13 protein-coding genes and 1 pseudogene are annotated in these 20131 nt (G+C 71.0%); 7 read left to right on the forward strand and 7 right to left on the reverse strand.

Features of this window, described 5'->3' with window-relative positions:
• Positions 1–20 precede the first annotated feature (20 nt).
• The 3 genes from CLV40_RS24545 to CLV40_RS24550 form a co-directional block, all read right to left on the reverse strand.
• On the reverse strand, positions 21–890 hold the full coding sequence (locus CLV40_RS24545) for a type IV toxin-antitoxin system AbiEi family antitoxin domain-containing protein (RefSeq protein WP_104481351.1): 870 nt from the start codon (positions 888–890) through the stop codon (positions 21–23).
• A 120-nt stretch (positions 891–1010) separates the two neighbouring features.
• On the reverse strand, positions 1011–1151 hold the full coding sequence (locus tag CLV40_RS38295) for a hypothetical protein (protein WP_181043712.1): 141 nt from the start codon (positions 1149–1151) through the stop codon (positions 1011–1013).
• Between the two features lie 34 nt (positions 1152–1185).
• Positions 1186–1605, reverse strand: a complete 420-nt coding sequence (locus CLV40_RS24550) for a type IV toxin-antitoxin system AbiEi family antitoxin domain-containing protein (protein WP_104481352.1) — start codon at positions 1603–1605, stop codon at positions 1186–1188.
• A gap of 258 nt (positions 1606–1863) precedes the next feature.
• Between CLV40_RS24550 and CLV40_RS24555 the strand changes: the two genes are divergently transcribed.
• From CLV40_RS24555 to CLV40_RS24570, 4 genes are all read left to right on the forward strand, one after another.
• Positions 1864–2403, forward strand: a complete 540-nt coding sequence (locus CLV40_RS24555) for a hypothetical protein (protein WP_104481353.1) — start codon at positions 1864–1866, stop codon at positions 2401–2403.
• Between the two features lie 37 nt (positions 2404–2440).
• The gene (locus tag CLV40_RS24560) at positions 2441–3037 is read left to right on the forward strand and encodes an HD domain-containing protein (protein WP_104481354.1); all 597 of its coding nucleotides are present in this window, start codon (positions 2441–2443) and stop codon (positions 3035–3037) included.
• A 70-nt stretch (positions 3038–3107) separates the two neighbouring features.
• Complete coding sequence (locus CLV40_RS24565) at positions 3108–5435, forward strand: glycohydrolase toxin TNT-related protein (RefSeq protein ID WP_104481355.1); 2328 nt, start codon at positions 3108–3110, stop codon at positions 5433–5435.
• A 528-nt stretch (positions 5436–5963) separates the two neighbouring features.
• Positions 5964–6941, forward strand: coding sequence for a DUF2637 domain-containing protein (locus CLV40_RS24570; RefSeq protein WP_104481356.1), 978 nt, complete (start codon positions 5964–5966; stop codon positions 6939–6941).
• 7 nt (positions 6942–6948) lie between these two features.
• Here the strand turns inward: CLV40_RS24570 and CLV40_RS24575 are convergent, their stop codons facing one another.
• From CLV40_RS24575 to CLV40_RS24590, 4 genes and pseudogenes are all read right to left on the reverse strand, one after another.
• Positions 6949–7542, reverse strand: coding sequence for a 7-cyano-7-deazaguanine synthase (locus CLV40_RS24575; RefSeq protein WP_245931545.1), 594 nt, complete (start codon positions 7540–7542; stop codon positions 6949–6951).
• An 11-nt stretch (positions 7543–7553) separates the two neighbouring features.
• Positions 7554–8042, reverse strand: a complete 489-nt coding sequence (locus CLV40_RS24580) for an isopenicillin N synthase family oxygenase (RefSeq protein ID WP_104481358.1) — start codon at positions 8040–8042, stop codon at positions 7554–7556.
• Between the two features lie 25 nt (positions 8043–8067).
• Positions 8068–8966: pseudogene (locus CLV40_RS24585) on the reverse strand (aminotransferase class III-fold pyridoxal phosphate-dependent enzyme).
• A gap of 307 nt (positions 8967–9273) precedes the next feature.
• On the reverse strand, positions 9274–10482 hold the full coding sequence (locus CLV40_RS24590) for a helix-turn-helix domain-containing protein (protein WP_146108226.1): 1209 nt from the start codon (positions 10480–10482) through the stop codon (positions 9274–9276).
• A gap of 200 nt (positions 10483–10682) precedes the next feature.
• Between CLV40_RS24590 and CLV40_RS24595 the strand changes: the two genes are divergently transcribed.
• The 3 genes from CLV40_RS24595 to CLV40_RS39080 all read left to right on the forward strand — a co-directional run bounded on the left by CLV40_RS24595 (position 10683) and on the right by CLV40_RS39080 (position 20022).
• Positions 10683–12362, forward strand: coding sequence for a helix-turn-helix domain-containing protein (locus CLV40_RS24595; RefSeq protein WP_104481399.1), 1680 nt, complete (start codon positions 10683–10685; stop codon positions 12360–12362).
• Positions 12363–12803: 441 nt separating this feature from the next.
• Positions 12804–15176: an ATP-binding protein gene (locus CLV40_RS24605; RefSeq protein WP_104481361.1), complete on the forward strand. Its 2373-nt coding sequence runs from the start codon at positions 12804–12806 to the stop codon at positions 15174–15176.
• A gap of 220 nt (positions 15177–15396) precedes the next feature.
• Positions 15397–20022, forward strand: a complete 4626-nt coding sequence (locus CLV40_RS39080; RefSeq protein ID WP_219824094.1) for a family 43 glycosylhydrolase — start codon at positions 15397–15399, stop codon at positions 20020–20022.
• Positions 20023–20131: the final 109 nt, after the last annotated feature.

Consider the following 20131-nt stretch of genomic DNA (forward strand, 5'->3'; position numbering starts at 1 on the left):
GCCGTGTCGACGGGCTCTGCTCAGACGATGGACCGGTCCTTGATGTCGGGCCACAGGCTTTGGCTGACGATGTCCGCGGCCAGGTTGGCGACGAGTTCGTCGGTCACCGTCTTCTCGTCCGCCGCGGACCCCAGCACGATGCTGCGGGTGGAGTGCAGCAGACGTCGCGCTTCCGGCAGCATGTCCTCGACCTGTTGGGGGAACATCATTGCTGTGGCCGACCGCACGTTGCGCGGAGACAGGCTGCCGAGGTGTAGATCTGGCGCGAAGTATTCAATGAACGCTCTGCCGTGGATCGGGAATGGATACCTGACCTTCGTGGCCAATGGGATCATGTAGGCGAGCAGTTCTCGCAGGTCCACGAGATCGAGATGCGCCGCATCGGAAACCAGGCGCTCGGGTGCTCCACCGCCACATTCGACCACGAGGTCGGCGATGGTCCGAAGGGGCGTGGTGACAGGGACGCCTTCGACACGCATTACTTCCGTTTTGGGGATTTCTGCGACTGTGAAGGTAATATTCGGCAGCGCCTCGCGATCATTTCGCACTGTGAAGTGCGATCGCGCTCCAACGTATTTGCCGATTCTGTGCAGACGGGCCGCGCCGCCGTGTGACATCACAGCGTTCAACTCGTTCTTGCGGCGTTCATACGACGTCTCGTGCGGCTCCAGGGAAAGCCAGTCTTCATATGACTGTTGGTAAATCGTCCCAACCCGGTCCGTATAGCTGAGGTAGTAGGTCCCGTTCGGGAACCGCTCGACCAGGCTCATGTCCATCAGGTGGGTGAGTCCCTCGGCGCTGATCCCCAGTCTCGCCACCTGCGCAGGCGTGGCCAACCCATGCTGGTTCCTGGCCAACGACACCAGTTCGCCCAGCTCCCGTTCCCACATCCCGGTTCCTCCCAGATCCTGACGACGGCGGTCAGTCCGCCACCTCAAGCACGGTAGAGGCTACCCGGGCGCGGTCGGGTCGGTACTCGTCTTGTCGGAAGCCCGGTGTCCGGCGTCGGCTCAGACGATGGACCGATCCTTGATGTCGGGCCACAGGCTTTGGCTGACGACGTCCGCGGCGAGGTTGGCGACGAGTTCGTCTGTCATGGTCTTCTCGTCCGCTCCGGACCCCAGCACGGTGCCGCGAGTGGAGCGCATCATCCGCCGTACTCTTCGACCTGTTTGGGGAACATCATCATGGTGCACGACCGGACGTTGCGGGGGACAGGCTGCCGAGGTGCGGCAACGGCATGAAGTACTCGATGAATGACCTGCCGTGCACCGGGAATGGGTATTGGACCCTATTGGCGAGGGGAGTCATGTAGCGGAGCAGTTCCCGCATGTCCACCAGCACGCTCGTTCTCGTGGCGTTCGTGCACGGTCTTGTCCGGTTCCAGGGCAAGCCAATCGCTGTACGGCTGTTGGTCCTCCGGCCCAAGATGTCGGTGTGCTTGAGGTAGTACATGCCGTTCGGCAGCCTGCGGATGAGCTGGGTCTCTGTCAGGTGGTCGAGCCCCTCGACGCTGACCCCCAGCTTCGCTGCTTGCCCAGGTGTGACCAACCCGCGTTGGTTACCCGCCAGCGAAACCAGTTCGCCGAGCTCCCGCTCCCACATCCCGAGGTCCTCCAGTTCACTGCGGATGGCAGTCGGCCCGTCACCTCAAGTACGGATAGCGGCTACCTGGGTGAGCGCACGTCCACGCTTGGTTCGCCATGGAGATGGTGGTCGTGTGCCTGGCCTGCTCGGATGATGGAACCATACCGTCCACAGTGGAATCGAAATCCGTTCGGGGTCTGTTTCCGATAACCCGTGAGCCGCCCCTCGCGCGCTGCTAGCGTGGCCTGCGAAGCGGGGGTCGGACGGGGAGAACACATGCTTGTCGCGCGTTCGGCGCCGGAGTGCCGCCTGTACATCGACCTCCACCCCTGCCACTGCGGCGAGCACCGCCTCCAGGTCGAGCACTCCCTCCGCGCGGACCCCGGCGGCGCGCTGGTCGCCGACTACTGGGGCACCTGCCCCCGGTGCGGCGCGGGCCGGACGTTCGTCTTCGAACTCGACGAGGAGATTCCGCCGCCTCCGCCCGCCTACGGTGGGGATCGGCCGTCGCGGATCCTGTGCCCCGGGCAGTTCATGCGGTACTCCACGCGGTTGGCGGGGGCGGTGAGGGCCGACCCGCGTGGGGTTTCGGCGGGGGAGCGGGTTCGGGCGGCGGGCATGCTCGAGTTGGCGGTCGCCGCGGCGGTCGAGGTCGTGAAGTTCATCCCCCCGAATGGTGACGCCGTGCCCGCGCAGGCTTTCACCTCGCCTGAGGGACTTGCCGAGTACCAGGCCGAGCCCGGTCGCTTCCGCCGCGTCCGGCTGGAGGCGAACCTCGAGGTCCTGCGCGGGGTGCTGCGTTCCTACCAGGGGTGACTACAGGCGGAGACATTCGCCGGAAACGAGGCCTGTGATGCGGATCTTCACGGCGCGCGACGGCTGGCCTGTCCTGCGCGTCCGGTGGGCCGACCGACTCTCCAAAGGCGACCTGGCCGTGCTCGACGAAGCGGTCGCGTTCGCGGTCGAGCGGCACGGCGACCAGACGCGGCCCGCGGGGGAGCCGTACGTCGAACACCTGCTCGAGGCGGCGGTCGTGCTGGTCGAGGGGATCGGTGTGACCGACGTCGACCTCCTGCTGGCCGCCGTCCTGCACGACGTGGTGGAGGACACCGACACCACCCTCGACGAGGTCCGGGACCGCTTCGGCCACCGCGTGGCGACCCTGGTCGACTGGGTGACCAAGCCGCCGCGCGCCGACGGGGTCGGGCGGGAGGAGGCGCGGGCCGCCTACCTGGCGCGGCTGGGCTCGGCGCCGGACGACGCCGTCCTGGTGAAGCTCGCCGACCGGCTGAGCAACGTCCAGCGGCTGGACACCCACCCCCGGCCCGAGAAGGCCCGCTCCTACTACGCCGAGACCGTCCGCTCGATCCTGCCGCTCGCCGAACGCCACCCGTGGTTCCGTGACTGGTTCCACACGTGGCGGCTCGAATTCGGCGCGCTGGCCGGGTGAATCCGCACAACGGGGGAGTGGGGCACCCCTATTGTGGGGCGGGACGCACACAACGCACGGGGGACGGTTCTTGAGCACGCGCATCGGGTTCAGCGGGGATAGCGCGGTCGTCGTCGAGGAGGGGCCGGGGCGGACCGGGTACGTCGACCCGGGCGCGCCCGTCGACGGGCGGCTCGTCACCCTGCCGGACGGGCGGACCGTCAAGCAGGTGACGCCCGCCGACTTCGAGTCCCTGGTCACGGTGCGCACCCTCTACCTCGACAGCGGCGACCCGGTGGCGGGCGTGGACCCCCTCGCGGGCCACCTGAGCAGCCGCCGCCTGGTCGTGCACCTCCGTGAAGGCATCCGCGACGAGAGCGTCGCGGTGTGGTTCCCCGGGTCGCCGTCGGACGACCAGTGGGAGGTCGACTCGAGTCCGACCGGGGACGTGCTCGCCGCCATCGACCGCGCGGTCGCCGCCGCCGCCCCGGAGGGCTGGCACGAGCTGCTGGTCGAGTGCGAGGCGGTCGGGGCGCGGCTGGCGGTCTGGAGCACCGTCACCATGGCCGACGGCGCCAAGCTGCACTGGGCGCCACCCGCCATCGTCGGCCAGTGGTTCCACCGCATGCGGGCGCGCGAGTACAAGCCCCACCGGGGCGTGTGGCACCACAAGGTCTACCGGTTCAAGCCCGGTCAGCGGCCCGCGCACGTCCAAGCCCCCTTGAACGCGGCCATGATGTCGGAGGAGGACGCGGCCGACGAGCTGCGGTTGATGCCGCGCAACCTGGCCTTGGCCCCCGAGCGCCTGCTCCGGCTGGCCGTCGCCAGCGAGCAGTCGCAGCGCGCCTACTTCGCCGCGGACGAGGACTACGACGGCGAGCCGGAATCGGTGCGGCTCTTCGACGGCGTGGACGAGTCGGGCAAGCCGATCTGGTACCGGCCGGTGCTCGGCACGCGGGAACGCGCGGCGGTCTCGGCCTATCTGCGCGGCGCGCCCGTCGTGCTCTCCGCGCGCGGCGTGACCGTCGACCAGCTCGACCCCGACCGCACCGTGCCCATGGGCTTCCACACCGACGGCCGCTACGTCTGGCCCAGCGCCGCCGCGTACTACCTGGACGCGCACGGCGTGCCGCCCGCGATGCCGCTGCTCGAGCACATCCGGGCCGCGCGGCACCGGCTGCCCGCCGACATCCCGACGCTCGTGCTCGACCGGGCCGCGGCGGTCGCCATGGGCAGGCCGTGGGACGAGCCCGCGGCGGACGCCCTCGCCGAGCAGGTACGGCGCTCGCTCGAACCCGTGATCGTCGAGAAGCGGATCAGCCCCCGGTTCTACAGCCTGTTCACCGCGCGCGACCGCGCCTGGTCGATCCTGCGGGTCGGCGACCGGTACCGGGTGCAGTGGGGCCTGGACCAGCGCACCGCGGTCGACTTCGCCGACGTGGGGCAGGCGGTCGCGCACCTGACCGGGCAGCTGTTCGTCAACGCCGAGGACCTCGAGTTCCAGCTGGAGGAGGAGATCCCGGCCTGGCAGTCGCCGCTGGCCGTGCTGGGCGACGACCCGCCGGTGGCGGCGTTCGCCGCGGTCACCACGGTCATGATCGAGAACTTGGACGTGGACCGGTACGGCGGGCCCGACGGCAACCTGGTGTTCCGCGCGGGCACCCCGTTCGAGCAGCGCGGCCTGCCCCCCGAGTTCGCCCAGCGGCCCTACCACCGGTACCGGATCTCGGGCGCCGCGTGGCAGGTCGTCGCCGTGACGGCGGCGGCGGGCGGTGTCGGGTACGTGCTGCCGGAGTCCGTCGGCGAGTACGTGCGGTCCGGGCACCTCCGGGAGATCTCGGTCGCCGACCACCCCGGCCTGCCCCCGGTCACCGACGCGATGCGCGCCGAGGCCGCCCGCACCCCGGGCGGCTGGGTCTACTGCGCCGACCCGGACGCCGACCCCCAGTACTTCCCGGACATGCCGTCGGCGATCCTGCTGGGCGGCCACCGGGTCGGCCCGGACGGCCGGTTCACCGGCGAGACCTGGGTCAACGACGAGTACCGGCCCAGCCCGCGCCGCCGCGGCTACCCGGAGCCGCAGACGCCGTTCGAGCAGGTGCTGGGCTACGTGGCGGCCGGGTGGCTGGCCCACGAGTGGATCCTGGCCGCGGCCATGGAGTCACCGTTCATCCTGGAGTCCGACGGCCGCGGCGGCCTGCGCATCGGGGTGGACGCCAACGGCCGCCAGTTCCTGGTCGTGTACTCGTCGCCGCGGTTCGTGCCGCCGAACGCGCAGAACGTCCAGCAGGCCGATGGCCGCGACCTGGCCAAGGCCCTGGCCGGTCTGACCCTGGTGGTGAACCCGGGTGGCGGCTTCGGCATCGAGCTGCCGGGCGACGACCTGGTCCTCGTCGCCGCGGGTACCCCGCCCGCCTGACCCACCTGCCGCACTGCCACTGACCGCCCCCGGACTCCCGTCCGGGGGCGGTCTTCTTACCGTCTCCAGGGCCGTCGTATGCCCGCTGACCAGCACTATCCGCGCCATCAATCTTCCTGCACCTAACTATCCACTATTCACTATCAAGATAATTAACTATGGGTCCAGGCTCAGACCGGGACTTGAACCGGTGGAGACAAAAAAACCGCCTGGACGGCGGGCCCGGTCGGGCGTGCCTCCGCCACGGTGATCGTCAACGCCGCGGGCCCGGTGGCGCGGTGGTGCTGCCTGCGAGGTCTGGGGAGGGGCGGCCGACGTGGGGTGGTGGGGGAGAGGGGTTCCGCTGCGTTGGCGGGCTGTATCGCGCGGGGCCTGGACGGGTGGTGTGGGCCATTCGGGGGATGCGCGGTGGTCGGTGGCGCGGTCGCTACCGTGATCTCGCCGTCGGGACGGAGGTCACCGTCTGGGTGTCCGAGCCGTCGACGCGACCCGCGCGCTCCGGTGGCTGTGCTGGAAGAGGACGGTGCCATGGTCTCGGTCTCGCCCCACGCCGACGTGCTCGACGCCGATCACGCGGCGGCGCTGGACGCCCTGCCCGGGGTGGCGGACAAGATCCGCTACGCGTGCGCGTGGGTGGATCCGCCGACGACCGCCGGTGTGCGGGCGTGGCTCGCCGGGCACGGTGTGGAGACGAAGCGCTCGTACGCGTCGAGTGTGGTGTCGAAATGGCGCCGGGAGCGGGGTGTGGGCGACACGGGGAACCTGGTGCGGTTGACGCCGGAGTTGCTCGCGGAGTTGGACGCGCTCGGTCGGGATCCGGTGGAGGAGCTGGCGACGGTCGAGGTGCCCGTCGGTGAGCGGGCTTCCGTGGCGGTGGTCGACGAGGTCCCGGTGGTGGCGCGGGTCGAGGCGCCGGTGCGGGAGCGCGTCGAGGTGGTGGCCGAGCGGGTCGCGCCGGTGGCGGAGTCGCGGGTGTTGCGGTGGGTGGCGACGGCGGCCTGGTTGGTGGTGGTCGTGGTGGCGTTGGGGATTTCGTGGTGGTCGTTGTTCGACTACGCGCGGTCGTTCGCGATCCCGACGCCGTTGGCGGCGACGGTGTCGTTGGTGTTCGACGCGGCGGCGTTGATCGTGGCGGGGTTGGCGCAGCGGTACGCGTCGTCGGCGGGGTCGGGTGCGGGGCCGCGGTTGATGATGTTGGTGTTGTTGGCGGGGTCGATCTACCTGAACTGGGAGCACGCGGCGAGCAAGGGGTACGGGGTGCAGGCGTCGATCATGTTCGCGGCTCCGGCGGCGATCGGGATCGTGTTGTTCGAGTTGCAGATGGCGTGGCGGTCGCGGGTGGTGCGTCGGGCGCGGGGTCGGGTGGCGCCGCCGTTGCCGGTGATCGGGGCGTGGCGGTGGGTGTTACACCCGGTGCAGAACCTGATGACGTTGTGGATCGTGGGTCGGGCGGAGGGGCGCGCCGACCGCGCGGCGCGGTTGGCGCGGATTCCTCGGGAGTCGTGAGTCGCGGCTAGGGGTGGTTGGGTAGTGGTTCGCGGTAGGGGATGGGGTCGGTCAGGCCGAGGGTGGTGAACGCGGCGCGGCGTTCGGTGCAGGCGGCGCAGGTTCCGCAGTGGACTTCGTCGCCGTGCAGGCAGGTCCAGGTTTGTTCCCAGGGGATGCCGAGTTCGGTGCCGAGTGCGATGACGCCGGTTTTGGGGAGTTCGATCAGTGGTGTGAGCAGGTCGAGTGGTTCGGGGTCGGCGGTGAGCTGCATGTCGCGGAATCGGCGGAGAAGCTCGGGGGTGGTGTCGGGGTCTTGGGCTCGGGTGCCGATGGCGACGGCTCGGGCGGTGGTGCTGGTGGCCAGGGCGAAGGCGATGGACAGCAGGACGGCGTTGCGGTTGGGGATGTGCCCGGTGTGGGGTGTTCCGCGGTGGAGGGCGCGTAGTGCGCGGAGGTCGATTTCGTCGTAGGGGGTGTCGAGTCGGTGGGCGGTCGCGGCGGCGAAGATCAGTTCTTTGCGGTGGTGTTGGCCGTAGTCGATGGCGAGCAGGTGTAGGTGGTGTCCTTGGGTGGCGAGGTGGTGGGCCATGACGACGGAGTCGGTGCCGCCGGAGACCATGGCCACGATTTTCATCGTTCGCCGCCGCACAGGGCGGCGTCGAGTGTGGTCGGGGTGGTGCGGCGGGTCGTGGCGCGTCCTCGGCTGGCCGGTGTGGGTAGTGGTCGGGCGGGGTCGGTTTCGAAGCGGAACGTCACGGTGAGTGGTTCGTCGTCGGGTGGGTGCGGGTGGTGGCGTAGGGCGTGCCAGCGGCCGTTGGTCCAGCGGTGCATCAGGTCGCCGAGGGTGACGGTGAGCGTGTCCGGGTCGTGTGGGGTCGTGCCGGTGCGGATGGTGAAGGTGCCGGGGTCGGTGTGGAACGGGTCTTGGGGCCAGGTGGCGTGTTCAGCGCGGGCGGTGAAGTAGTCGAATGGGAGGCCGAGGGTGCCTGCCAGTAGTTCGTTTCGGAACGTGCCGGTTCGGCGCAGGGCGGTGTCGAGGTGGTGGCGGGTGGTGGTGCGTTCGGTGGTCGGGCCGCCTTGCCAGCGGATGAGGTTGATCGTGGGTGTGTCCGGGGACATGGGTCCTTCCTGGTTGTTGCGGGGTTCAGCGGCTGGGGACGCTGGTGGCGGCGTCGTGGACGATGTGCAGGCCTTCGTCGAGGTCGTCGTCGTGGATGGTCAGGGGTGGGAGGAGTTTGACGACTTCGTCGCGTGCTCCGGAGGTGGTGATGAGCAGGCCGCGGTCGAAGGCGGCGGCGCAGACCTTGGCGGCGGTTCCGGGGCCGCCCGTGGTGCCGAGGTCCAGGCCCCAGACGAGGCCGCGGACGCGGACGCTCGTTGAGGTGGTGGCGGCGGTGCGGCGCAGTGCCTGGTTGACGTGGTCGCCGCGTTCGCGGGTGGTTTTCTCGAGTGTGTTGTCGCTCCAGTGGGTGCGCAGGGCGCCGGTGACGAAGGCGAGGGAGATGCCGCGTCAGGTTTGCCGGTGCCGAGGTAGCCGTCGTAGGGCATGGGGATGACGTTGGTGAGGGGTAGGCAGGCGGCGGCGCGTTTGCGGCCGTCGCCGCTGGCGGCGAGGGTGCCGAGGCTGGTGCCGTGGAAGCCGCGGGTGAAGCTGATGACGGGGGTGCGGCCGGTGACGCGGCGGGCGAGTGTGAGCGCGGCTTGGACGGCGTTGGCGCCGCCGGGTCCGGGGAAGATCATTTTGTAGTCGGCGGCGCGGGGTCGTAGGACGAGTTCGTCGAAGGTTTCGAGGAACTCGCGGCGGGCGGCGGTGAACATGTCGGGGGAGTGGGTGATGCCGTCGGCGGCGAGGTATTCCAGCAGCGCTTGTTTCTGGGATGGTTCGTTGTGCCCGTAGTTGAGGGCGCCTGCGCCTGCGAAGAAGTCGAGGTAGGGGCGGCCTCGTTCGGTGTAGAGGTGGGCGCCGCGGGCGCGGTGGAACACGACCGGCCAGGAGCGGCTGTAGCTGCGGGCGGCGGATTCGAGGGTGTCGAAGACGGTCACCGCGGCCCCCGGGTGGTGTGGTCGGGCTGCTCGGTGTCTTTGGGGTGCATCGGGCTGTCTCCTGTCCCACGCGGGTCGGGTGGATCGGCTGTGTTGGCGCGTGTCGTCGCAGGTGGGGCCGGGTGCGTCTGGTCGCACCCGGCCCCACCGCGCCGGGATCGCGCCGCCCGAGGCCGTCGGACGGGCGCGGAGCCGGGGAAGCGTCCCGGTGCCGCGGCGGTCCGGCCAGGCGCGATCTCCGGCCGCACCGCGGCTCGCGCGAGGGCTGTGGTGCGGCGTTACCGCTGTTCGCGGTGCGTGGGTGGGCTCAGGCGGCGGCGTGGCACCCGGCCTCGCTGACGATGTTGAGCACCTTGAACAGCGCGGTGTGGTGGTGGTCGGCGCGGCGGACGACGCCGAGGACGAGGAGTCGGTAGATGTCGTCGGCGCAGTCGGCGGCTGTGCGGTCGACGGTGCGCGCGAGGTGCGGGACCGACCAGTAGCCGTCGGGTTCGGTCGAGGTGCCTCGGGACATGGCGGCGAGCAGGTGGCGTTGGCGGCGGCTGAGCGCGGCGACGGTGCCGGGTACCGACGCGAAGGTGGCGCGTCCGGGGTGGCCGTCGGGGCCGCGGGCGACGGTGAGCGGGTCGGTGGTGAGTTGCTGGGCGAGTTGTCTGGGGGAGTAGACGAGGCTCCACCGGGCGGCGGCTTCGAGGGCGGCGGGTAGGCCGTCGAGTGCGCGGCAGATGCGGGCGATGTCGGCGAGTGTGTCGGGGTTGGGGCGGAAGGCGGGGTGGGTGCGCGCCAGTCGGGTGAGCAGCAGGGATACCGATGGCACGGCGCCGAGGTCGGCGGGTTCGGTGCCCGTGGGCGGCACGGGCAGTGGTGCGAGGGGGAAGAGGGTGTCGGGGGGTAGGTCGGCGGGGTCCCTGGTGGTGACGACGATCCGCAGCCGGGGGCAGGTGGTGAGGAGGTGGGTGGCGGTGGTGTCGCCGGGGCGGGCGCCGTCGATGACCAGGAGGCGGCGTGTGTGGCCGATGTGGTCGCTGAGCCGTCTGGCGTTGTGGTGGTTGTTGTGGGGTGGGCCGTGGGGGGACAGCCACAGGGGGGTTGGGTGGTCGTCGGTGTCGAGGGTGCGCGCGACTTCGAGGGCGAGTCGGGTCTTGCCGACGCCTTCGAGGCCGGTGATCGTGACGAGGCGGTGCTGTTCGGAGCCGAGCATGGCGGTCAGCGCGGCGAGTTCGGTTTCGCGGCCGAGCAGGGGGCCGCGTGGGGGGAGGCGGGGTGTGGTTTCGCGGGTGAGCCGGTCGAGTTGGGGGGCGCTGAGGCCGAGGGCGCCGGCGAGCAGCCGGAGGGTGACCGCGCGGGGGCGTTGTACGCGGCCGTTTTCGAGGTCGCGGATCGCGCGGACGCTGAGTCCGCTGGCGTGTGCGAGTTGTCGCTGGGTGTGGCCCGCGCTGACTCGGAGGTCGCGCAGTCGCGGCCCGAAGGCGGTGGTGCGGTTGGGTGTCACCACGGTGTGGTTCGGTGATCGCATCGGTGGTGGCCCCTTTTCCTGGTGCCTGTTGGTCTTGTTGATCCAGTGCAGCACGCGGGGTGGTGGCGGTGACACGCGGAACGACCGGCAGGATCCGGGTGTCCGGTGATTGCCGGGCGTGGAAAGCGTTGTCGTGTTGGGGATTGTGGCCACGTGTGGTCGGGGCCGTGGCAGACTCGTGGTCGTCGGGGGGAGGGTGCGTGGGGATCGCCGTGTTCGGGGACCTCTTGCGGTTCCACCGGTTGCGGGCCGGGTTGACGCAGGAGGAGTTGGCCGAGCGGACCGGGGTGAGTGTGCGGGCCATCTGTGACATGGAGCGCGGGCGGGCCCGCAATCCGCGGCTGCGGACCGCGGAGCTGTTGGCGTCCGGTCTGGGGTTGGCCGGGGAGTGCGAGTCGGAGTTCATGGGGTTGGCGCGTTCGTCGCCGCGTGCGGTGGAGCCGCCTGAGGAGGTGTCGTCGCACACGGGGTTGTGCGCGTTGCCGCCGGTGGTGATCGAGGTCACCGGTCGTGATCGTGAGTTGGGGGAGTTGCGCGCGCAGGCTCGGTTGGCTGAGGTGGGGCCTGGTGTGCGGACTGTGCTGGTGTCGGGGTTGCCCGGGGTGGGCAAGACGGCGTTGGCGGTGGAGGCCGGTCATCGGTTGGCGCACCGGTTCGACGGTGGCTGTCGTTTTCTGGATCTGCGTGGTGTGGACGCCGACCCGTTGACTCCGGCGCTCGCGCTGCACCGGTTGTTGGGCGCGTTCGGTGTCGAGGAGCGGGCCATCCCGGGGGATGAGGAGGACCGGTTGGCGTTGTACCGGTCGTTGGTGCGTGACCGGGCGCACCTGCTGGTGTTGGACAACGCCGCGTGGGAGGGGCAGGTTCGGCCGCTGCTGGAGGGTGGGCCGGGGTCGATGGTGTTGGTGACCAGTCGTGGCACGTTGGCCGGGTTGGCCGCGCGGCACCGGTTGTCGGTGGAGGTGTTGTCGACTGGGCCCGCGGTGGAGTTGTTGGCGGTGGTGGCGGGTGCTGAGCGGGTGTCGGCCGAGCCTGCCGCGGCGGCTCGTGTGGCGGAGTTGTGCGGGGGGATGCCGTTGGCGTTGGTGATCGCGGGCAACCGGCTCACCAGTCGGGGCCGGTGGACCATCGAGCACCTGTCTGAACAGCTCGCCGGTCAACGCCGCAGGTTGTCGGTGTTGACGGCGGGTGACCTGCGGGTGCGGACGGCGTTCGAGCTGTCGTACCGGCATCTGCCCGCCGACGTGGCGCGTGTGTTCCGCGGGTTGGCGTTGGTGCCGGGCAGTGAGACGTCGGTGGAGTTGGCGGCGGTCGTGTCGGGTCTGTCGCCGGAGGTGGCGGAGTCCGCGTTGGAGGAGTTGGCCGACGCGGGGTTGATCGGCACGGCGGAGGTCCCGGGCCGCTACACCCACCACGACCTGATCCAGGTGTTCGCCAGCGAACAGCTCGACCAGGACGAGGATCCGGTCGTGGTCGCCCGTGCGGCGGTTCGGGCCCGGGCTTGGCTGTTGCGGGTGGCGGCGAAGGCGGCGGCGTGGTTCGACCCCGACCGCGACGGCGACGACACCGGGCCCGTTGACGGGCCGGATCCGATCCTCGATCGGGACGCCGCGCACGAGTGGCTGGTGGACGAGCTGCCCAACTGGCTCGGCGCGTTGCGCGCGGCCCGCGCGGACGGGGCGCACCGGGAGGTGCTGGAGTCGGCGCGGGCGGTGTACCGGTACGCGGAGTCGCGCGGTGCCGGGGAGCTGAGGCGGGAAGTGGGCCAGGCGGGTGCGGAGGCGGCGCGGGCGTTGGGGGCGCGGCCGGATCGCCCGTGGTGGGAGTTCGCTGTCCCCGGTGGCGCGTCGTCGGCAGGCCCGGTGGGCGTGACCGGGTAGTCGTCGGTCGTTTGTCGCGGAGCCGCTGGTGTCCCGGCGGTCGCGTTGGAGCGGCGACACGTTCTCCGGCGCGCCGGGCTTCCCCGGCTTGTGCGGCGTGCCGGGCCGCGGCGACTCGCACGACCATGCCGTGGTCTCGGCTCGGCGTTGTCGATCCACGTGGGGTCCCGGTCGGCCGGGCACCACGACACCGGTCGGCGGGTCGGCACCGGCGGAATGTCACCCGGCCGCACCTGCCCACACAACGCGCGGTTCCGCCTGCCCGGCGACGAGTCGTCCGGTGTCGTGGTGGGCGACCAGTACAGCGGCGTCCGCGCTCCCGGCGCCACGCGGAACCACCGGCAGGAGGGCGGGGAACCGGCAGGATTATCCGCCTTGCCGGTGGTGGCCAGGGACCGTGGTCCCTGGAAGTCGTCCGGCGGGCCGTGATTCATTGGGCGCATGTCCACCGCGTCGGGGGAGCCGAGTCCCGAGGTCTTCAGCACGTTGTTGCGCACCCACCGGGAGCGGGCCCGGTTGACGCAGGAGGAGCTGGCCGAGCGGGCGGGGGTCAGCGTCCGGGCGATCAGCGACATCGAGCGCGGGGTGGCGCGGAGCCCGCAGCGGCGCACGGTCACGGCGTTGGCGGGCCATCTGTCGTTGTCCGAGGTCGAGGTGGTGGAGTTCCTGGCCTCGGCGAGGTCGGCGCGGCCGAGGGTGGTGCCGCCGCCGCCCGCCACGACGGGCGCGCCGGTGTTCAGCCCGGCGGTGGTCGGTGTGCTGCCGCCCGCGATCGATGACCTGGCGGGGCGCGCCGAGGAGTTGGCGCAGGTGCGGGAGTTGGCGGAGGCGGTCGCGGCGGGTGGTAGGGCCGGGCAGGTGTTGGTGCTCAGCGGCCCGCCCGGCACGGGCAAGACGGCGGTGGCGACCAGTGCCGCGCACGCGTTGGGTGAGTTGTTCCCCGACGGGCAGATCTTCCTGCGGCTGCGGGGCATGTCCGATGGGCCGGGCACCCCGGCGGATCTGCTGCACGTGGTGCTGCGGTCGATGGGGGTGGATGGTGTGCGGGTGCCTGCCGAGGTGGAGCAGCGCGCGAACCTGTGCCGGTTGCTGCTGCGGGACCGGCGGGCGTTGATCGTGCTCGACGACGCCGCGGACGAGGCGCAGGTGCGGCCGCTGCTGGTCGGTGGGCGCCGGTGTCTGACGTTGGTGACGAGCAGGCAGATGTTGGTCGGTCTCGCCGGGGTGCGGCGGGCCGCGTTGGACGTGTTGGGGCGGGCGGCGGCGGTGCGGTTGGTGACGACGATCGTCGGCGCGGACCGGGTGGCCGACGAGCCGGGGGCGGCGGCGGAGCTGGTCGAGTTGTGCGGGCGGTTGCCGTTGGCGCTGCGGATCGCGGGGAACCGGTTGGCGAGTCGGCCGCGGTGGCCGATCGGCCGGTTGGTCGGGCAGTTGCGCGACCAGGGCAGGCGGTTGTCCGCGCTGACGGCGGGTGATCTGCGGTTGCGGGGTGTGTTCGACCTGTCGTACCGGCAGTTGAGTGAGCGGGCGGCGACGGCGTTCCGCAGGTTGGCGTTGGTGCCGGGGGCTGATTTCGCGGCGGGCGGGGTGGTGGCGCTCACCGGGGCGACGCCGGACGAGGCCGATGACCTTCTGGAGGAGTTGGCCGACGCGAGCCTGTTGCAGCCGTCGGCGGAGGGCCGGTACCAGTTCCACGACCTGCTGCGGGTGTTCGCCGCGGAGTGCCTGGCGCGCGATGAGCCGCCCGGGGTGGTGGCGGAGGCCGGGGGGCGGTTGACGGCGTGGTTGGTGGGGGCGGCGACCGGTGCGGCGGGCGGCTACTTCCGGCCGTCGGGCGCGCCGCGGGTGCCGTGCCCGGAGTTGGCCGATCACGTCGCGGCGGCGCGGTGGCTGGAGGTGGAGCGGGTCAACTGGCTGGCGGCGTTGCGCGCCACCTCCGCGCGCGGCGGGCACGAGGAGGTGATCGCCTTGGCTCGGGCGATGCACTGGTACTCCGAGATCGGCGGCACGGCGGCGACCTGGCACGAGGTGTTCAGCCTGGGCCTGGAGTCGGCGCTGGCCCTGGGTGATCGGCACGCCGAGGCGACGTTGCGCAACTTCCTGTCCTGGACCGAGTTCACCCTGTTCGACCGCCCCGTGGCGGCCGCCGAGATGGCGCGGGCGGCCCGGGTGGCGGCCGAGGCGGTGGGGGACCTGAGGGAGCAGGCGTGGTCGCGGGTCTACCTGGCCAACAGTGCCCCGGACGCCGACCAGGCGTGGCTGCTCGACGAGGCGGTCGACCTGTTCGACCGGGCCGCGGACCCGCTCGGTCTGCACCTGGCGCGGATGTTCCGGGGCGGTAACCGTCACCGGCGCGGTGATTTCCACGGCGCCGCCGAGGAGTACGCGACGTGTGTGGCGTATTTCGCGCATCCCACCGGGGAGAGCACGCCGGTGGACAGCACGCTGCGGGGCTACCTGCTGTGGCGCTCGGCGCAGAACCTGGCGGCGCTCGGGTCGCCGGAGCCCGCGTTGGCGCAGTGCGCGGAGGCGCTGTCGTTGTTCCGCGCCACCACGGCGGTGATGGGGGAGGCGACCGTGCTGCAGACGTGGGGTTCGCTCTCGCGTGGGCTCGGTGACCTCGACGGCGCCCGGACCCGGTTGGCGGCGGCGCTGGACCTGTTCGGCCGCATGGGGCAGCCCCTGCGGCAGATCGAGACCCTGGGTGAGTTGGCCGGGATCGCCGACGAGACCGGTGACCCCGACACCGCCCGCGCGCACCGCGAGCACGCGTCCGGTCTGCGCGCGGCCCTCGCGGAAACGAATTGCGGGTGACGGTCCGGGCAAGCGCCCGAAAACGGAGATGCCGGAGTCCGTATCAGAACAAAATGGGTGGTAGAATCCTGCCGACCCCATAGAGATATGTCCGGTTCGAGTTTTTCGGGCAGACATCCGGGATTTTCGGGCAGGTTCCGGTTCGATGCGGGCAACGAATTTCGCGGGTTTCAGGTGAATTGCTCGCGGGGTCGGTCTGTGACGTGGTTACGTTTCTTTCATGTCATTTCCTCACATATTCCGGCGCGCCCGCGCGCGTCGTCGGCGCGCCGCGCGGTGGCGGGCGCGTGAGCCGGTCGCGGTCGGGCTCGCCCTGGTGCTGGCGCTCACCGGTGTCGCGGTGCCGTCGGTGGCGCGGGCGCGGGCGAACGACGACTCGCCGCTGGACCGCACGACCCTGATCACCAACAACATGCAGGGCCGCACGTCCGGGGGTGACGCGGCGGGCAAGTGGTCCCTCGACGTGCACGCCTACGCCCGCAACGCCCGCGTCGTGCTGCTGCAGGAGGTCGGCAGCGGCGGCCCGCCCGGGGCGGGGGACGGGGTGGACTGGTGGACCCCGGCTCCGGAGCGGCGCCGCTACACCCACTACGAGTGGCGGCCGGGCGGCGACCGGGACACCACGACGTACAACGTCTACTACGCCCAGACCCAGGGCGGCACGAACGCCCCGGAGACCGACAACCAGGGGCGGGTGAACATCGCGATCGTGACCCGTGACCAGCCCAACGAGGCGCGGATCGTGGAGAACCCGGTCGCGGCGGGTCGCAACGCGCTCGGTATCCGGTTCGGCAACCACTGGTACTTCACCATGCACGCCCTGTCGGGTACCGGCAACGACGTCGTGCCGATGCTCAACCGGATCGAGGACCGGGTCCGGGCGTGGGCGGCGGAGGCGGGCCTGAACCCGCGCGACGCCCAGTGGACCGTCGGCGGCGACTTCAACCTCGACCCCGACGAACTGCGGGCCCGCGGCGGTTACCCGTCGAACGCGGTGATCCGCAACTCCGGCCGGGCGACGCACCTGCGGGGCGGGGAGCTGGACTACTTCGTCACCACCGAGATCAACTACACCCGGGTGCCCGACCGGGAGGACATGCGCTCCTCGGACCACCTGGCGGTCCGGTTGGGGCCGCTGCAGGCGGCGGCGGGCAGTCCGCCGACGGCGACGATGCGGGTGAACACGACCGCGAACCTGGTGCACGCCGACAAACCGCCCGGCGCGTGGATCGGCACCACCCTGGCCGGGATGCTGGGCGCGCTGGCCATCCTGGTCTCCCGCAAACGCGACGGGCAGGTGGAGCTGGTCGGCTCCCAGTCGGCGGGCAACGGCCTGAACTACACGGGCAAACCCGGCGACGACACGACCCGGCTGGTCAAGCGCGGCGAGGGCGACATCCCCGAGTACCAGCCCAACGTGGCGCTGGTGCAGGCCGGGCTCAACGACGTGCTGGCCGGTCGGCAGGACGGGCTCGCGGGCAGGCTGGGGAGCCTGGTCGCCGAGGCGCGGGCGGTGAACCCGGAGATCGTGGTGGGCCTGGCCGAACTCACCCCCGCCGCCGACCCGCAGACCCAGCGGCGGATCACCGAGGTGAACACCGCGATCCGCGCGCTGGTGGCCGACGAGCAGCGGGCCGGGCACAAGGTGCTGCTGGTCGCCATGTGGGAGGTCACGACGGGTGACCTGGACTCCGACGGGCTCAGCCCGAACGACGCGGGCGCCCGCAAGATCGCCGCCGCGTTCGCGGGCACCGTCACCGACGCCCAGATGCGGGGCTGGGTGGTGGAGCCGAACAACAACCGGCTCGACCGGCTGCCCGAACCGACCGTGGGCCGCACGAGCATCCGCAACGCCGACCCCAGCGTGATCCGCGTGGGGAGCACCTACTACTCGGTGGAGTCGAGCTACGGCCGGATCATGGTGCGGTCGGCGTCGAGCCCGGAGGGGCTCGGCGACTCGCTGCGGTCCCTGGTGTGGGCCGACAACGGGCTCGGCGAGATCTGGGCACCCGAGCTGACGCGGATCGGCGACCGGTACTACATCTACTTCTCCGCCGGCAGAGGCGCCGCGCACCGGATGTACGTGATCGGCTCCGACGCGCCGGACCGCGACTACGGCCGAGAACGGAAACTGGGCCTGCCCGACGACAAATGGGCGATCGACGGCGCCGCGTTCACCTTCGACAACCAACTCTGGTTCGTGTGGTCCGGCTGGGAGGGCGACACCAACGTCGAACAGAACCTCTACCTGGCGCGCATGAACGACCCCACCACCCCGACCGGCGCCCGGTTCCGGATCTCGCAGCCCCGCGAGCCGTGGGAGCGGGTGACCGGCGACCCGTACATCAACGAGGCGCCGGAGCCGATCAAGGACCCGAACGGGCGGTTGCACATCGTGTACTCGGCCAACGGGTCGTGGACGGACAAGTACTGCCTGGGCGACCTGCGGCTCAAAGCCGGGGGCAACCCGGAGTACGTGTGGGACTGGTACAAGTCCAACGGCTGCGTGATGGGCTCCGACGGCGCGAGCATGATGTCGGGCTGGACGGCCACGGCGAACGTCAACGGCCCCGGGCACCACAGCTTCGTGCTGGAGAACGGCGACATCGGCACCAGCCCGCCCGCCGGGCGCAAGTTCCCGCTGGTGTACCACGGCGTGCCCAAGGGCATGACCTACAAGTGGGACAACCGGGTCTGGTACTCCGGCGGGTTCACCTGGTGGAACAACATCCCCTACGGGCGGCGGAACGTGCCGGGCGACAACGTCGACACCGGCTACAGCCTGGGGTTCTTCGAGGACGCGAACGCGCCGCTGCCCCCGCCGCCGGTGGTCCGGCCGCCGACCACACCGGGCCCGCCGGGGCAGAGCATCCGCAACGCGGACCCGAGCGTGATCCGCGTGGGCGCCACCTACTACTCGGTGGAGTCCGACGGCGGCAACATCTACTCCCGCTCCGCCCCCGACATCCACGGCCTGGCCGACGCCGAGCGCAGGCTGATCTGGTCGGCGCCGCGGAACCTGCCGAACCTGTGGGCGCCGAAGATCACGCGCCTCAACGCCGCGCTCGGCACCCAGGTGTACGCGGTGTACTTCGCCTCCGGCGACGGCCAGGGCGGGCAGCGCATGTACTACACGTGGTCGAACGTGCCGGACCGGGCGTTCAGCGAGCCGATGAAGCTGGCCCTGCCCGACGACAAGTGGTCGGTGGACGGGTCGGCGTTCTACTTCGGCGACAAGATGTGGTTCGTGTGGTCGGGGTGGGAGGGCGACACCAACGTCGAGCAGAACCTGTACCTCGCGGAGATGACCAGCCCGTCCAACGTCACCGGCAGGCGGTATCGGATCTCGCAGCCCCGCGAGCCGTGGGAGCGGATTACCGGCAACCCGTACATCAACGAGGCCCCGGCGCCGATCCGCGACCCGAACGGGCAGTTGCACATCGTGTACTCGGCCAACGGGTCGTGGACCGACCACTACTGCGTCGCGGACCTGCGGCTGCGCCGGGGCGGGGACCCGACGTACGTGTGGGATTGGTACAAGTCCAACGGCTGCGAGTTCGGGTCCTACCGGGCCACGATCGCGAAGGGCTGGGACCCGACGCTCTACGTCGACGGCCCCGGCAGCCACAGCTTCGTGCTCGAGTACGGCGACATCTCGACCAGCCCGCCCGCCGGGCCCAGGTTCCCGCTGGTGTACCACGCCGTCCCCAAGGGCACGCCCTACAACTGGGCGAACCGGCACTGGTTCACCGGCACGTTCAGCTGGTGGGGCAACAGCACCTACAGCCGCCAGAACGTACCCGGTGACAACAGCGACACCGGGTACGGCCTCAAGTTCTTCGAGGACGAACCCACCACCGGCGCCCCGGGCCAGACCGCCATCCGCAACGCCGACCCCAGCGCGATCCGGGTCGGCGGCACCTACTACTCGGTGGAGTCCGAGGGCGGCGGCCTCTACGTCCGGCAGTCGTCCTCGCCCACCGGGCTCGGCGGCGCCGCGCGGAGCAGGATCTGGACCGACCCGGGGTTGGGCGAGGTGTGGGCGCCGGAACTGGTGGTCATCGGCGGCCGCTACTACGTGTACTTCTCCGCCGGGAGCGGCAACGCCCACCGGATGTACGTGATCAGCTCCGACCGGCCGACCACCGGCTACGGCGACCACCGGAAACTGGCGCTGCCCGACGACAAGTGGGCCGTGGACGGCACCGCGTTCACCTTCGACAACCAACTCTGGTTCGTGTGGTCCGGCTGGGAAGGCGACACGAACGTCGAGCAGAACCTGTACCTGGTCCGGATGAGCGATCCGACCACACCCACCGGCCCCCGTGCCCGGATCTCCCAACCCCGGGAGCCGTGGGAGCGGGTCGTCGGCAACCCGTACATCAACGAGGCACCCGCCCCGATCCGCGACCCCGACGGGCAACTGCACGTCGTGTACTCGGCCAACGGGTCCTGGAGCGACCAGTACTGCCTGGCCGACCTGCGGCTGCGCAAGGGCGGGGACCCCACCTACGTGTGGGACTGGTACAAGTCCAACGGCTGCCAGTTCGGCTCCAACCGCGACTCCATCATGGACGGCTGGGACCCCACGCTGTGGGTCAACGGGCCCGGCAGCAACAGCTTCGTCCTGGAGAACGGCGACATCGGCACCAGTCCACCCGCCGGACAGCCGTTCCCGATGATGTACCACGCGGTCCCCAAGGGCACGCCGTACTCGTGGGACAACCGGCTGTGGCACACCGGCACCTTCATGTGGTGGGGCAACAGCACCTACCGCCGCCAGAACGTGCCCGGCGACAACAGCAACACCGGGTACGGCGTGAAGTTCTTCGAGACGCCACCCTGACCCGACCGGCCGTAGAAGGGGGCGCGCATCCACCGGGTGCGCGCCCCCCTCACGTTGGGGGGTGTCGCGCGACCGGGTTGTCGTTTACGCTGCCGCCGCAGGTCAGCGC

The sequence above is a fragment of the Actinokineospora auranticolor genome (assembly GCF_002934265.1).
Lineage (GTDB): Bacteria > Actinomycetota > Actinomycetes > Mycobacteriales > Pseudonocardiaceae > Actinokineospora > Actinokineospora auranticolor.

Excerpts from the sequence above, each read along its gene's own strand:
- CLV40_RS24545 (WP_104481351.1), bottom strand. The coding sequence starts at position 890 with ATGTGGGAACGGGAGCTGGGCGAACTGGTGTCGTTGGCCAGGAACCAG.
- CLV40_RS38295 (WP_181043712.1), bottom strand. The coding sequence starts at position 1,151 with ATGATGCGCTCCACTCGCGGCACCGTGCTGGGGTCCGGAGCGGACGAG.
- CLV40_RS24550 (WP_104481352.1), bottom strand. The coding sequence starts at position 1,605 with ATGTGGGAGCGGGAGCTCGGCGAACTGGTTTCGCTGGCGGGTAACCAA.
- CLV40_RS24555 (WP_104481353.1), top strand. The coding sequence starts at position 1,864 with ATGCTTGTCGCGCGTTCGGCGCCGGAGTGCCGCCTGTACATCGACCTC.
- CLV40_RS24560 (WP_104481354.1), top strand. The coding sequence starts at position 2,441 with ATGCGGATCTTCACGGCGCGCGACGGCTGGCCTGTCCTGCGCGTCCGG.
- CLV40_RS24570 (WP_104481356.1), top strand. The coding sequence starts at position 5,964 with ATGGTCTCGGTCTCGCCCCACGCCGACGTGCTCGACGCCGATCACGCG.
- CLV40_RS24575 (WP_245931545.1), bottom strand. The coding sequence starts at position 7,542 with ATGGTCTCCGGCGGCACCGACTCCGTCGTCATGGCCCACCACCTCGCC.
- CLV40_RS24580 (WP_104481358.1), bottom strand. The coding sequence starts at position 8,042 with ATGTCCCCGGACACACCCACGATCAACCTCATCCGCTGGCAAGGCGGC.
- CLV40_RS24590 (WP_146108226.1), bottom strand. The coding sequence starts at position 10,482 with ATGCGATCACCGAACCACACCGTGGTGACACCCAACCGCACCACCGCC.
- CLV40_RS24605 (WP_104481361.1), top strand. The coding sequence starts at position 12,804 with ATGTCCACCGCGTCGGGGGAGCCGAGTCCCGAGGTCTTCAGCACGTTG.
- CLV40_RS39080 (WP_219824094.1), top strand. The coding sequence starts at position 15,397 with ATGTCATTTCCTCACATATTCCGGCGCGCCCGCGCGCGTCGTCGGCGC.